At 68.2% G+C, this 13,672-nt stretch carries 11 protein-coding genes; 4 read left to right on the plus strand and 7 right to left on the minus strand.

All coding sequences use genetic code 11. The features are described 5' to 3' along the window. Window positions 1-2: 2 nt before the first annotated feature. From U9983_RS14355 to U9983_RS14375, 5 genes are all read right to left on the minus strand, one after another. Window positions 3-779: a VOC family protein gene (locus tag U9983_RS14355; protein ID WP_322754512.1), complete on the minus strand. Its 777-nt coding sequence runs from the start codon at window positions 777-779 to the stop codon at window positions 3-5. 191 nt (window positions 780-970) lie between these two features. Beyond that, window positions 971-2,155 carry an HNH endonuclease signature motif containing protein gene (locus U9983_RS14360; protein WP_322754513.1) on the minus strand — a complete coding sequence of 395 codons (1,185 nt, stop codon included), beginning with the start codon at window positions 2,153-2,155 and terminating at the stop codon, window positions 971-973. Between the two features lie 191 nt (window positions 2,156-2,346). Beyond that, window positions 2,347-4,527 carry an ATP-binding protein gene (locus U9983_RS14365; RefSeq protein WP_322754514.1) on the minus strand — a complete coding sequence of 727 codons (2,181 nt, stop codon included), beginning with the start codon at window positions 4,525-4,527 and terminating at the stop codon, window positions 2,347-2,349. 100 nt (window positions 4,528-4,627) lie between these two features. Then, window positions 4,628-5,323, minus strand: coding sequence for a 2'-5' RNA ligase family protein (locus U9983_RS14370; protein WP_322754515.1), 696 nt, complete (start codon window positions 5,321-5,323; stop codon window positions 4,628-4,630). Continuing rightward, entirely contained in the window at window positions 5,320-6,654 is a 1,335-nt protein-coding gene (locus tag U9983_RS14375; protein WP_322754516.1) for a helix-turn-helix transcriptional regulator, read from the minus strand. The genes U9983_RS14370 and U9983_RS14375 overlap by 4 nt, the downstream gene beginning before the upstream one ends. 620 nt (window positions 6,655-7,274) lie before the next feature. Here U9983_RS14375 and U9983_RS14380 point away from each other — a divergent pair. The 3 genes from U9983_RS14380 to U9983_RS14390 all read left to right on the plus strand — a co-directional run bounded on the left by U9983_RS14380 (window position 7,275) and on the right by U9983_RS14390 (window position 9,618). Then, complete coding sequence (locus tag U9983_RS14380) at window positions 7,275-8,039, plus strand: hypothetical protein (protein WP_322754522.1); 765 nt, start codon at window positions 7,275-7,277, stop codon at window positions 8,037-8,039. A 92-nt stretch (window positions 8,040-8,131) separates the two neighbouring features. Continuing rightward, a complete protein-coding gene (locus U9983_RS14385) occupies window positions 8,132-9,055 on the plus strand; it encodes a phosphotransferase (RefSeq protein WP_322754517.1) in 924 nt (307 codons plus the stop codon). Continuing rightward, window positions 9,025-9,618, plus strand: a complete 594-nt coding sequence (locus U9983_RS14390; RefSeq protein WP_322754518.1) for a class I SAM-dependent methyltransferase — start codon at window positions 9,025-9,027, stop codon at window positions 9,616-9,618. The genes U9983_RS14385 and U9983_RS14390 overlap by 31 nt, the downstream gene beginning before the upstream one ends. Before the next feature lie 244 nt (window positions 9,619-9,862). Here the strand turns inward: U9983_RS14390 and U9983_RS14395 are convergent, their stop codons facing one another. Together U9983_RS14395 and U9983_RS14400 are read right to left on the minus strand one after the other, a co-directional pair. Next, entirely contained in the window at window positions 9,863-11,356 is a 1,494-nt protein-coding gene (locus U9983_RS14395) for a DHA2 family efflux MFS transporter permease subunit (protein ID WP_322754519.1), read from the minus strand. 77 nt (window positions 11,357-11,433) lie between these two features. Further along, window positions 11,434-11,967: a TetR/AcrR family transcriptional regulator gene (locus U9983_RS14400; protein ID WP_322754520.1), complete on the minus strand. Its 534-nt coding sequence runs from the start codon at window positions 11,965-11,967 to the stop codon at window positions 11,434-11,436. A 186-nt stretch (window positions 11,968-12,153) separates the two neighbouring features. On the opposite strand from U9983_RS14400, the gene U9983_RS14405 reads away from it, so the two are divergent. Beyond that, window positions 12,154-13,672 (plus strand): AAA family ATPase (locus U9983_RS14405; protein WP_322754521.1); only part of this gene is annotated, 1,519 nt, incomplete at its 3' end.

The raw sequence follows: 13,672 nt of genomic DNA on the forward strand, positions 1-13,672 counted from the left end.
CCTCACCCGGGCGGGTTCTGGGCGGAGGCGATGACGTGGAACGCCACACCGAACGGGTCCTCGACGATGGCGACACGCCCGTAGGGGGAGTCCTGGGGTTCGCCGGGACATGCGCCGCCGCCGTCGAGGACCCGCCGTACGGCCGCGTCGGTGTTCTCGACCTCGAAGTAGGTGATCCAGGATGACGACTGCGCGTCGGCCACGCCGTGAATTCCGCCGATCATCTGGCCGTCGCCGCGGTGCAGCACGGTGTAGTCGATGTCGGGAGCCGCCATGGGTTCCAGGGTGTAGTCGAAAACCGCCTGGTAGAAGGTGCGGGCCGCGTCCGCTGCGGGTGTGCGCAGCTCGTTCCACGCCAGGGAACCGGGTTCGTTGACGATCCGCGCGCCGGGGTGCATACGGCCCTGCCAGAGGCCGAACTGCGCGCCGGTCGGATCGAGGGCGATCGCCATCCGCCCGGCGTCCATCGCATCGATGGGCGCCACGACGACCTGGCCGCCGGCGTCGGCGATGTGCTTGGCGGTGCCGTCACAGTCGTCGGTGGCGAAGTAGAGGTTCCACCAGAACGAGGTGGCGTTCGGGTCCGGGTTCGCCATGACGGCCGCCACCGGCTGCCCGCGCAGCAGGCACATCGTGTAGCCCCCGGCTTCGGGGGGTCCCTCCTCGAACTCCCAGCCGAACAGGGTGCCGTAGAACTCCTTTGCGCGTTGGATGTCGGGAATGCCGAGGTCGATCCAGGTGGGTGTCCCCGGCGGTTGGTTACTCGTGACTTCGACCATGGGTCCGTCTCCTTCGAACGTGTCGGGTACAGGCCTGCCTACCCATCCTCGACATCTCCTGACGGTTCGACCAGTCCCCACGCTCGCAAGCCCACGCCGACTCCGGGGTCCTCAGCTGAGGACGGTGATCCTGGCGCCTGTGCCGGAGAGGTAGAGCGGGCTGTCGGTGATGTTCACGCGGTCCTCCTCTTTCAGAACGGTGGTGGCTCCGGCTCCGGGTTGGCGTTGGGGTCCGGGTTCGGGTTCGGGTTCGGGTTGCAGTCGATGTAGGGTTCCGGACTGGTGTGGTGGACGCGTTTTTCCGGGCTTGTCCAGGTGACCGACCCGTCGGAGCCGGCCAGGTTGACCGACCATTTCCCCCCGTGTTTCATGCGGTGGTGGCGGCGACACAGAGTGAGCAGGTTTGCCGGGTCGGTGGTCCCGCCGCCAGCATGGGGCTGGACGTGGTCGAGGTCGCAGGCCGCGGCGGGTCTACGGCAGCTCGGGAACCGACAGGTGCGGTCCCGGGTCTGCACGTGACGGGCGAGCACGGCTGAGGGGAACCGTCGCCGGCTCACATCCAGGAGACTGCCGTCGACGGGGTCGGTGAGGATCCGCCGCCAGGTGGCGTTGGCCGCGCAGGCCAGGTCGCGGGCGAGCCCTGCGGAGATCGGCCCGTAGCCGGCCAGCTCGCCGGGGGTGTCGGTCAGCCCCAGCAGGGTGTCGGCAGGCACGATCACCCCGATCTCGATGTGGACGGGTTCGTAATCATGATGGCGGCCCAGCAGTAGATCGGTGAGGACGTCCGCGCGGCGTTCATCCATGCTCCGGGGATCGTCCGGAGCGCCGGCACAGCGGGCGAGGGCGTCGATGTGCTGGTAGGCGGCCTGGGCTTCGGCAGCCGGCAGGAACGCCCACAGTTCGGCCATGCCGTCGTCGAGGGGTCCGATGCGCACCTGCCGCTCCCGGCGCTGCTTCTCGTGGCGCCGCTGGGCGCCATCGGGGTCGACGGCGAGCACGGCCCGGCGCAGGGCCTGGCGGAACAGCGTGTGGCTCGCCCGACCGCCGCGGGCCAGCACCTTCTCCTCGACGGCTGCCGCGTGGACCTGCGACAGCGAGCCGGTGGCGTCGGCGACCGCGCGCGCTCGGCCCAGGTCGATCGCACCGGCTTCCAGAGCGGCCAGGGTGGCCGGTAGCCGGTAGGTCATCGTGTGCGCCAGTTTCAGCTGGGCGGCCGCGGCGCTGCACGACAGGTCCAGCTCGATGGCGATCTCGCTGGCGGCGAACTCGCTGAACACCGGGTCCGGCCCGGCCGCGGACCGCAGCTCGACGAACCGGGCCTGCGTGCGGATCAGCGCCGCGTCCAGCCTGGCCTTCTCCCGCACGATGGTCGTCATGAGGGTCAGGCAGGCATCCGCGTCCAAGGCGGCGATGGGCTCGGGGCCTGCGCACGCATCACATGGTGGGCACGCATCAGATCTTGCACATCCATCGGATGTATCGAACATATGTTCAGTTTAGCTCGCCATCCCGACATTTCCACCCCGCTCAGCGACCCGGGTTCGTCGTCGGGCCGCCCCAGACGCCTTCACCATCGCGGCAACCTCGGCGGCTCGACGACGATTCTGCGTGGACAAGGCGTGCTCCTGGATGTTCCAACCCCGGCCAGGTGACTGCTGGTGCCGTCCTTGACCGACGACCGGTGGACGCGGGTCAGCCGCTGACGCCGATCTGGCCAAGCAGGGTCGCGTGGTCGAAGGAGACGGTCTCCTTGACAAGCCGGTCGTCGTCGAAGTGGAAGACGCAGCCGCAAGCGCACGTCGATGGGTCTGCCGGTGGCGGGCACACCGGCCCACGGGCCATGGTGGGTACCCGTCATCCGGGTGTCGACGAACACGATGTCGTCGCCGTGGTGGATTGAAAGGGCTTCGGCGGCGAAATCGGGGAACGCGCCGAACAGCATGGTCAGTAGCTCCTCGACCGCTTGCGGCCCGTTCGTCGGGGCGCCCAGGGCGACCACGTCGTAGTTGGCCTCGGCGAAGGTGTTGAGGGTGGCGGCCACATCGTGGCGGCCCTCGGCCTCCATGTGCGTCCGCACGATCGCTTCGCGGCGGGCCCGCAGCTTGGCTTCGGGAGTGGTGTTGGTGTCGGTGGTGGCCGTGTTAGTGGTTGTCGTCATGGCCGCAATGGTGCGCGGGCGGCCCCGGCCCGGACATCCCGGAGATCGGCCATCTGCCGTCGCCGGCAGACCATGTACACACGTTCCCCGGCGGCTGGCGGATTCAGGCGATGCCCGAGCGCACCGCGAACGCTGTCGCCTCAGCAGGTCGGCGGCCAGGAAGACGTGGGTGGGGTTGGCGAGGTCCGCATCATCCGCGCGGGTCGCGAGGGTGACCAGGCGTCGCCCGATCGCAATCCGCTCGGTCAGATGGCCCGCTCCCCGCAGGGTGAACTGGCGGGCGTGCAACGCGACCCCGAGGGCCGCGTCGTCGCCGCTTACGCCGGCTACCTCGAGCGCTTCGGCACTGCGTTCCCGCGCCGGTTCACCACCCGCATGCCAGTACAGCTCGATCGCCAGTCGGCTGAGCAGCCGTGCCCGAAGTGCGTGATTGTCGGTGTTCGCCTTGATGGCGTGGGTGAGCAGGGAGACCAACGCCCAGTCGACGGTGCCTGCGGTGACCACGGTGGTGCCCGCGCCCAACGCGGCGCGGGCGAGTTGTGCGCGTGCGCCACAGCGTGCGGCCATCTCGGCAGCGCGGTCGCAGGCGCGGCGCGCACTGTCGCGGTGGCCGGCCCGCGCCCATGCCTCGCCGAGCTCGGTCAGCAGGTCGATGTAACCGGACCCGGCCGCCAGCCCGAACCGGTCGGCGAGCTCGAGCGCCATCGACAGCCACCGAGCGGATTCCTCGTGGGCCAGCCGCCCGCCGGCCCACCGTCCGGCGGCAAGGGTGTGCCGGAACGCCGCGCGTGCGTCCGTCCCGCCCTCATCATCGTGGCCGGCGACCTCGTCCGCGCCGATTCCCAGGCATGCGTGGTAGGCGTGGTAGGCAAGATCGCCCAGGTATGCGTCGTCGTCGCGGTAGCGCTCTTCGATCGCTCGGGCCGCGTGGCTGTGCAGCCTGGTCCGTTCGATGACGTCGAGCGAGCTGTAGAGCGCCTCCTGTACCAGTACGTGGTTGAACCGGTACCGACCGCGTTGGTCCGGGTCGGCCGCGATGAGCTGCACGGCTGCGGCGGGCTGCAAGGCGGCGAGAGCCGCCAGCTCGGAGCAGCCGACCACCGCGGAAAGTGGGAGTTGGCCGAAGTCGCGTCCCAGGACGGCAGCCGCCCGCAGCACCTGGCGGGACTGCGCCGGTAGTCGGGCGATCCGCTGGTTCACCACCTCCCGGACGCTCGCGGGCAGGCCGGCGGCTTCATGCCCGTCGGCGTGCAGCAGCCTGGACAGCTCCTGTACGAAGAAGGGGTTGCCGCTGGTCCGGGCGTGCATCGTCGCCACGATGTCTTCTTCGATCGTCTCGTCGGAGGTTCGGGCGGTACTGGTACCGGCGGCCCCGGTGCCGTTGCGAAGGCCGAACGACCGGATCATTTCGCCCACGGCGTGTTCGGCCAGTCCCCGTACCGGGACGACCACTGTGGTGGCACCGTCGGCCACCGTTCCGAGCATTGTGGCGACGGGGTCCCCGGGATGGACCTCGATGTCGCGGTAGGCGGCGGCGGCGAGCACGGGGGCGTCCGCCAGCTCCCCGGCCAGATAGGTCAGCAGCAGCACCGACGGCTCGTCGGCGCGGTGCAGGTCGTCGATGACGATGACGAGGCCGCCCGCTTCACCGGCCAGATGAACGCCGTTGACGCCGGGGGAACCGGCGCCCTCAACGGCGCGGGGGTGCGAGGGGGAGATCTGCCAGGGGTAGTCGGGTCACGGTCTCCCACCGGTATGTACGACCTTCGCGGCGCAGCTCGACCAGGGCGACGGCTTTGATCAGAACGCCGGCTCGGGGTAGCTCCCGAAGCGCCTCGACTGCCTGGATGATCGGGCGTGCGTCGGTCGGGCTGTTGCAGTACGCGATGCCGACGTGTGGCCGCAAGCCGCGTGGCTTGGCGATGGCCGCGGCTGGTCCGAGCGTGGCGGCGGTGGCGTTGATGATCCGATTGCGCAGGTCGATGACGGGTTCCCACGGCACGACGCTGAACCGGACCGCGCCGGAGGACCCGGCGAGCGGTCCCACAGTCAGGGCGAAAGTTTGGACGTCGGAGAGCTGCTGTCGCGTCTCGTTGACGGCCTTCTCGACTTCGATGGTCGTGGTCTCGTCGGCGAAGGCAAGTCGCTGAAGGGTGAGGTGCAGCCCGTCGGCTGGAACCGGGTCGAGGACAGGTAGGTGTAGCCGGGCCTGGCATCTGGCGGCAAGGTCGCAGAGCTCGGCCGCGTCCTCGAAGGTCAGCATCCAGTGATACGACCGGCGTCCGGGTGTCCAGCCTGGGCGGTCCCAGTGGTTGGTGAGAGTGTCGAGCGCGGCGAAGCGGTGCCAGTCCTCAGCGACAGGATCCGCCGTGGGTACGACGGTCACCGGCTTCCGCCCGGTGGGAGAGCGAGCGCGCGGGATGCCTCGGCGAGTTCAGTCACCAGGCCGATCTGCCGCCAGGGCTGCGTCTGGGTGACGAGTTCGCGGCTGCGACGGCGGATGGACTCGATCGGGTTGCCTGCAGCGGTAGTCAGAGCCTCGATGCCCAAGGTTGCGGCCTGCTCCGGGTCGGGGGATTCGGAGAGCAGTAAGGCTGTCGCCAGGTCCAGCCGGACGAGACAGCGGCTCCACATCGACGGGGACTGGTCGGCGACCTGGGCCGCCACGTCGGCATACTCCCGGACTCGGCCCGGCTCGCCCAGCGAGACGTACGCGGTTGCGGCGTTTGCGGTGATGCGGGCCACGCTATAGGGCTCGAAGGAGATGCAGGGCGACATGTCACCGGGTACCGGGTGGCGCTCGGCCAGCTTGAACGCCTCGCCCACTGCCTTGCCGACACCGTCTCGGTCGCCGAGTCGGCCCAGCGCGCGGGCTTCTCCGTTTACTGCAAGCCGGATCGACTGCCCCGATCCGGCGGCGAGCCGGCGACCTTCGCAGGCGAACTCCAAAGCGGCCTGGTAATTGCCGGCGTAGTACTCGCACAGACTCTGGGTACCGCGAACCCACGCGGCGAGGTCGCGCTGTCCGAGAAGATCGACGATCTGAAGTGCTTCCAGGCAGTAGGCGCGTGCGAGCCCGAACCTGCCGGTGTTGACCGCCATGTATCCGAGCATCCCGGACAGGCGGCCGGCGATCTCGTACAGTCGATCACGCTGCCGGGGCGGCTGGCGCCCGTCAAGTAGACTCTGCACGCGGCGGCGCTGCTTCAGCACCCGCGGTGCCAGAGCGTCCGGTCCAGCAATCTCGTACTCGTCGGCGATTACAGAGATCAGCACGTCGAAGTGCGCGAGGACGGCCGGACTGACGTTGGACGTGCCGAGAGCGTCGATCCGTTGCCCGATCTCCTCGACTGAGTCCGGATCTTCGCGTGATACGTCGGGTTCGGTAGTCGATCGTTGCAGCGGTACGGCCTGGCGGCCGGCTTCCGTTCGCGGCGCGAGCCCGAACCGCATGCGAGCACGGTCTGGCAGGTCGAGGCCATCGGCGACGCGTTCGAACACATCGAACTCCGTAGCGACCCGCTTGCCGTTGAGGTACTTGCTGATCTCGGACTGCGCCATGCCTACGCGCATACCTATGCCGGCCTGGCTCGCCCCGGCGTACTGGTGCACCAGCCGGAACACCGCGCAGACATCCCGTTTCGTCAGTGCCTCGACGACCTGGGGTCGATCCCAGAAGGCTGTCGGGATGACGAACGTGGACGGATCATGACGCACGTTGACTCACCTCGTCCGGATGTCGCTCTTCGTAGCCGATCGTAGCCTTCATATGTCAACGCGGAGGACTCCTTCGAGACTTCGCGGTCGCGCGTGGACGACGCACCCGGCGAGCACGGCCGTCCATGGCCGGGAGCAGGCTGCGCCACGGACCGGCCCGTATGGTCGGCGTCTGGTCGAGGTCGGCATCTTGGTTTTTGTGTGGTGCCCCGTGGTGTTCGCGTGATGGGGCGGACCGCTGTGTTCTTTATGTTTTGTTTTTAGATCACGTCCTGAGAGGCGTGCACCCCGGTGGTACGGCAGTCCGCCGACGATGGTCTGGGGTGGTGGATCGGAAATCCAGGGCGTGTCGCCATGGCTCGGCGCACTGGATTTCCAAGGATGCCGCCATGGCGTCGCGCACTGTCGTCAGGGATCGGAACTGGCTGAGGATTACTCCGTTGGCACGGCTTTCCGGCGGCTTTCATCCGAGGGCCACGCATCCGCCGGTCGGGGCCGTGCCGGCAAGACGTCGGTGCCGGCCGGGCTGACTCGGTCCCCGTTCGGCACCGACCTGACGTCGGCCATGAAGCGCTGCGTTCCTGCGGCGCATTCAGGATGATCCGAAAGGACGATACGTGATGCCCGCCAGAAAATCCGACTCCGAGGTGTTCACCGTCGAGATGGCCGAACCCTTCACCTCGAACTGGGAGCGCATCCCGGGAATCTCGGTGGATGGTCCGAGAGTGACGATCGACCCGGACCGTTATTTCTTCCGGCGCAGCGAGGCGCCGGTGTGGATGCTGGTCGACTGGGACCTCGTGGTCGAGCGGCTGCTGTCAGCCGAGGAGACCGAGGAAGCGACGGTCGAGCAGAAGACATTGGAGTTCGTGCGTGCTTTCGGGCAGCGCACGCAGGACCCGGCAGCGGTGTTGCGGACAGCGGACCGCGTCTACCGCCACCTGTTCTCGGGTGACCGGCTCGACGATCCGGACTTGTCCGGGGTCAGCGCGCAGGACGTCCGGATTCTGCGGGAGTCGGCGACCTTCGCCGCGCTCAACCGGGTGGCGATGACCGGGGAGATCACCGACATCGGCCCGGCGTGGTTCTTTCCGACCACGGCTAGGGTTGTATACGACCTCGATGCGGACGGCGCCGAGCGGGTCGACGACCTCTACCACGGCGGATTCTTCAACGAGTATCGCCGGGTGGAGGCCGTGAAGGCCCATGCTGCCCTCGGGGGCAGGCTCGTGCACGGCTGCCAGTCGTCGGCGAACATGTCCGGAGGCGCGGTCGTCCCGTTCGGGGTCGACCTCGACCGCTTCCGGGTCGAGCTGTCGACGTTCAAGCAGACCTGGATCTCCTCGATCCTCGATCTGGTCACGGCCCGGTCGGTGTCGGTCTGACCTGGTGTTCGTGCAGACCGGCGACGGTGGTGGTCCTCTCCACCGTCGCCGGTCTGTACCCCGAGTGCTGCGCCTGAAAGGACAGATGACGAATGAACGACGCGGCGGTCCTGCTCGACGAACTGACCGCGCAGATGGGGCTTGGCGGCCCGGCCGCCCGATCGGTGGTGCGGGTGTGGGCACTGTCCGGGGTCGAGCGGGTAAGGCTGGCAGATGGCAGAAATGTGATCTTCAAGTATGCGAGGGAGCCGTTCACCGGTGAAGCGGCCGTCCTGCGTTACGTGGCCGTGCAGGGTGTTCCGGTGCCCCGTGTCGTCGTCAGTATTGTTCACGAGGGAGTACTCGGGATGTTGTTGGAGGATCTCGGGGAATCGGTCCGGGTCGCCACTGCGGCCGACGGAGCGAAGGCGGCAGTCGCCGTCCACGATGCCGAGATCCCGGATTTTCTGCGGGTCCTGGACCGGGCAGGGCTGATCGAACTGCCGCGTCAGGCGTTGAAGAGCCTGGTCGAGCTGTGGTCGCGGGGCCGGTGGATGACGGCTGTCGACCTCGATGGTGTCCTGGCTGCGATCGAGGAGCAGGCGGACCGGCTGTCCGCAGGCACGGACCTACCGCCGTTCGGGCTCTGTCACAGCGAGTTCCACCCGACCAGCCTGCATGTCGGGGCGGCGAACTGGCGGCTGCTGGATTGGGCGCGGGCGTTCGTCGGCCCGGGGCTACTCGACCTCGCGTCCTGGCAGGGCACCACCGGACTTGTGGACCCGGCAGCGTTGCGACGCTTGATCTGGGCGTACATCCGGACAGGAGGGCACGGGGAGGCGTCCCGGCCACGCGCGGGACTACAACCGGAGATGTGGGCGCTGGGCTGGCACCGGCTGTGGGCTGTTGCCTGGTACCTCGAACAGGCCATCACATGGATCAACGACCCGACGCAGGACACCTTTGTCGAACAGGTCGTCCGTCGCCACCTGGGAGAAGCCGTTACGTGTCTGAACATCTCGATCCCGTCGCGGTGAACACGGCGGTGTGGGAACAGCACGCCCGCGCGCGCATCGTGGCCGGCGACCTCGACCGGCGGCCTGCCGTCCACCAGTTCCGCTGGACCCGTACCAGCATTGATGATCCCGGTCCCGAGCTGCTGGGCGATGTCCGCGGTAAACACGTCGTCGAACTCGGGTGCGGTACCGGCGACAACCTCGCCTACCTCGTTGATCATCGTGGCGCCTTGGGCGTCGGGATCGACCCGGCACCCTCCCAGATCCGCCGCGCTCGTGCCCGCTGGCCCTCCCCAGTCTTCCATTGCACCGACGCCGCCCCTTACCTCGCCACCTGCGAACCTATTGACGTCTGCTACTCCGTCGACTTGTTCCCGGTGGACTCCTTGCCTTCTCGATCCGATCAGGTGGACTGGCAAAGACGCGCAAGCCGACGTGTCGACTGGATTTTCTTGAAGGCATGCAAGGTCCAGTCGTTCGTTACGATTGCGGTAGCGACGAGTGGACAGACATATTTGATCGCATGGGTTTCTGTGTCGCCGTTGCGATCGTTGTCGACGAAGCCAGCGGGCCGACAACGCTGATTCTAGCGGCGCACCTCGGCGCTTCTACCGAGACAGCGGAGCGTGCCGTCCAACCCGCTATTCCGGCTTGATTATCCGAAATAATGATGGCGTACGGTGTGTGGGATTTTCGTCGGTTCGGGCCTGTCGCAGGTTTGATCACATGATCGGATGCACCGGATCTTCGTGACCGTCGGCTGGTGCCTGCAGGCCGGCGGTTTGGTGCTGCCACGGGGACACGGGGAACGCGCGAGATGGGGGTGGGTCAGGCGGGGGTCGGGACGCTGGTGGGTCGGGTCGTCGCCGGGGTTGTCGTGCCGGCGGTCGCGGTCTCGCGGTTTGCCGTCTCGCGGTTTGCCGTCTCGGCGGTTGCCGGGATGGCGCGGCGGCCGGGGATGGCCAGGCCGGCGAGGGCGCCGGCGGTGAGGGCGGCCACGCCGGCCCACAGTGCGGGGACGGTGCCGTCGACGAACGTCTGCGGGTTGTCATATCCGCCCCGGCTCGCGAAGACGGAGGCGAGGACGGCGACGCCGAGGACCCCACCGAATTCGCGGACGGCGTTGTTGGTGCCGGAGGCGAGACCTTCCTGGTCGGGCCGGACGGAGCCCAGCGCGACGGACGCGATCGGGACGAAGAACAGCGCCATGCCGACACCGGAGAGGATGAACGCCGGGACGAGCGTGTCGTAGGTCATGGTGGTGGTCATGTTCGCCGCGATCCAGGCCAGGCCGCCGGCCTGGAGGAACAGGCCGGTGACCAGGAGCGGACGTCCACCGATGCGGTCGGAGAGCGGGCCGGCCAGCGGCGCGACGAGCAGTGGCATGGCCGTCCATGGCAGGGTGCGCAGTCCGGCTTCCAGGGGCGAGTACCCGAAGACGCTCTGCAGGGCCTGAGCGAGCAGGAAGATCGAGCCGAACATGCCGACGGAGAACAGCAGGGCGGTAATGTTCACCGCGGCGAAGCCGCGGCCGCGGAACAGGCTCATCGGCAGCATCGGCTGGCCGCCGCGGGCGGCGACGCGCAGTTCCCAGGCAACGAACGCGGTGACACCGGCCGCCCCCAGGAGCAGGCTCGCAAGAACTGGGGCGCTGGTCCAGCCGTGGCCTTCGCCGCGGACCAGGCCGAGGGTGAGGCCGAACAGCCCAGTGGAGGCGAGCGCGACGCCGGGCAGGTCCAGACGGGTGGACGCCCCGTGGCTCTCGGCGAGGCGGCGCAGCGCCATCGGGATGGCGATGATCCCGACCGGCACGTTCACCCAGAAGATCCACTGCCAGGCGGCGCCCTGGGTGATCGCGCCACCGACGAGTGGGCCGACCGCGACGGCGAGGCCGGAGACCGCGCCCCACACGCCGAGGGCCGCACCGCGCCGTTGCGCCGGTACGGCCGCGGACAGGATGGTGAGGGTCAGCGGCAGGATGAACGCCGCGCCGACTCCCTGGACGGCCCGCGCGGCGATGAGGATCCCGATGGATGGGGCGAGGGCGGCGGCTGCACTACCCAGAGTGAAGATCGTAAGGCCGGTGACGAAGATGCGGCGACGGCCCAGCCGGTCGCCGAGGGCTGCGCCGATGAGCAGCATGACGGCGAACGGCAGCGTGTAGGCGTTCACCGTCCACTCCAGGCCCTCGAGCCCGGCGCCGAGGTCCGCCCGGATCTGGGGGAGCGCGAAGGTCACCACCAGGTTGTCCAGAGAAACCATGAACGCGGCCAGCGAGGTCACGACGAAGGTCCAGATGATCCGTGTCCGTTGGGTGATCACGATCAACATCCTCTCTAGTTAGTACTCACTTACTTTTGATGAAGTGAGTAGTCACTCTCTTTGCTGGGCAGAAAAAATCAGTCCTCGGCCGACGGAGCGGCCAGGCAGACCAGCCGTGCCCACTCCTCGCTGAGGGAGGGCAGGTCCATCGCGGCCGCGACGTTCATGAGCATCCCGTGGGCGAAGAATCCACGCAGCGCCTCGGACGGCACCCCCGAGAGCCGCTCCACAGCGCGCCACAGATTGCGGAAGCCGGTGCGGGTCGCCGCCCGAATGTCAGGGTCGGTGCAGCTGGCGTACGCCTGCAGCTGCATGAGCAGGTAGGTCCGGTCGCGCAGGAGTTCCTGGTAGGACAGGCCGATCGCCTTGAGCGCCGGCTGCCCGCCGAGCTCGCCCGCCGCCTGTTCGAAGTGTCGCACGGTGCGGGCGAAGGTGTCCCGCACGGCGGTGAGGAAAAGATCCTTCTTGGTGGGGTACAGGCGGAACAGGTACGGCTGGGAGATGCCGGCGCGTTTGGCGATCACCTCGGTGGATGTGCCGGCCAAACCGCCACGGGCGAACTCCTCGACGGCTACGGCCAGCACGCTTGTGCGACGTTCGTCCGCGGTCATCCGCGTCCTGGTGCTACCCGTCGCATGTGTGGCCATGCCAGAAAGGTAGTGGCCACTCACTTTCTCTGTCAACCGGACGCCGGCGCGGCCGTCCCGGCCTACCTCGTCCCGGCCCGGATCCGGTGGAGAACGCCTGGTGTCGGTCAGCCTAACCACGCTTAGTCTAACTCGGGTTAGTCTAGATGCATGGCAAAGCCATCGGACCTGTTCGATCGCCAGTACGAATGGGATGACCTGGAGCGATTCGTCACGTCAACGAGCCCCGGCGTCCGGGTCGGTGTCCTGTCAGGACGACGCCGGGTCGGCAAGAGTTACCTGCTCCGCCGACTTGTCCGGGAGTTCGGCGGGATCTACCACATGGCCCTGGAGGAAGAGCCTGGCCCGGCCCTGCAGCGTTTTGCCGACGGACTGGTCGCGCAGCGACTCCATGCAGGTCATGTGCGCTTTCGGGACTGGAACGAGGCGATGCGCGCCGCGCTACCGCCCGCCGGTGTCGGTCTCGCCCCCCTGGGCGACCCGGCGCCCGGTCGTGCGGGTGCGCCTCTGCTGGTCATTGACGAGCTGCCGTACCTGCTGGCCCATCCCGCTGGACGGGAGCTGCCGTCGGTGCTGCAGAGTCTTGTGGATGAGAGCCGTTCCGCCTCCGGGTGGCCCTCGTACCGGGTGATCGTCTGTGGATCGGCGCTTTCGATCATGTCGGAGCTGCTGTCAGGGAGCAGGCCGCTGCGCGGGCGAGCCGAACTCGACCTGATGCTGCGTCCGTTCGACTTCCGCACCAGCGCCGGTCTGTACGGTATTGCCGACCCGACCGTCGCCTTTGCGCTGTATGCGATTGTCGGCGGTATTCCCGGTTATCGCGACCTGCTTGCCGACGCCTCCCCACAGACCATGGCCGAGCTTGACGACCTGCTGGTGAGCACGGTCCTCAATCCCAGTCATGCATTGTTCGGGGAAACGGCCTACCTGCTGCGGGAGGATCCGCGTATCACCGAGCGGGCGCTGTACTACTCGGTGCTCGCCGCGATTGCCGGCGGCGCTACCACACCGTCCAAGATTGCTGCTGTGCTCGGACGGGCGCAACGCAGTCTCGGCCATGCGCTCGACGTTCTGATCACCGCCGGGTTCGTCTGCAAGGACGACGACGTGCTGCTGCAGCGCAGACCGACGTTGACCATCGCCGACCCCATCGTTCGTTTTCACGAGCTGGTGGTGAACCCGCGGTTGGTCGCCTTCGAGGAGCGTCGGGCGATGCAGGCATGGCGCGCGGCTCGGGAAACCGTCCGGGCACAGGTTTTCGGGCCGGCGTTCGAGGAGATTGCCAGGGAGTGGACGCTTCGCTATGCCTGCGAGGAGACCCTGGGGGGTCCGGTGGGCGAGGTCGGGCGGACGGTTGTCAACGACCGTGCGGGTCGAGCCCAGCACGAGCTGGACGTAGTGGCCCTCGCGGCCGGCGGGCGTCGCGGCGGCGGAGCGCCGGTGGTGCGCGCGATCGGTGAGGTCAAGGACTCCGATCGGCCCCGCAGCGGCGCCGATCTGGCGCGCTTGGACCGCGTCCGGGCACTACTGGTCGCCCGCGGAGTGGAGGCGGCCGGCGCGAAACTGCTGCTGTTCGGGCGCGCCGGATTCGACCCGGAGCTGCAGGCTGCCGCGGACCGGCGATCCGAGGTCGAACTCGTCGACATACACCGCCTGTACACCGGCATGT

Origin of the sequence: Protofrankia sp. Cas3, from assembly GCF_963555955.1 — a bacterium.
In the GTDB taxonomy this organism is placed as follows: domain Bacteria; phylum Actinomycetota; class Actinomycetes; order Frankiales; family Frankiaceae; genus Protofrankia.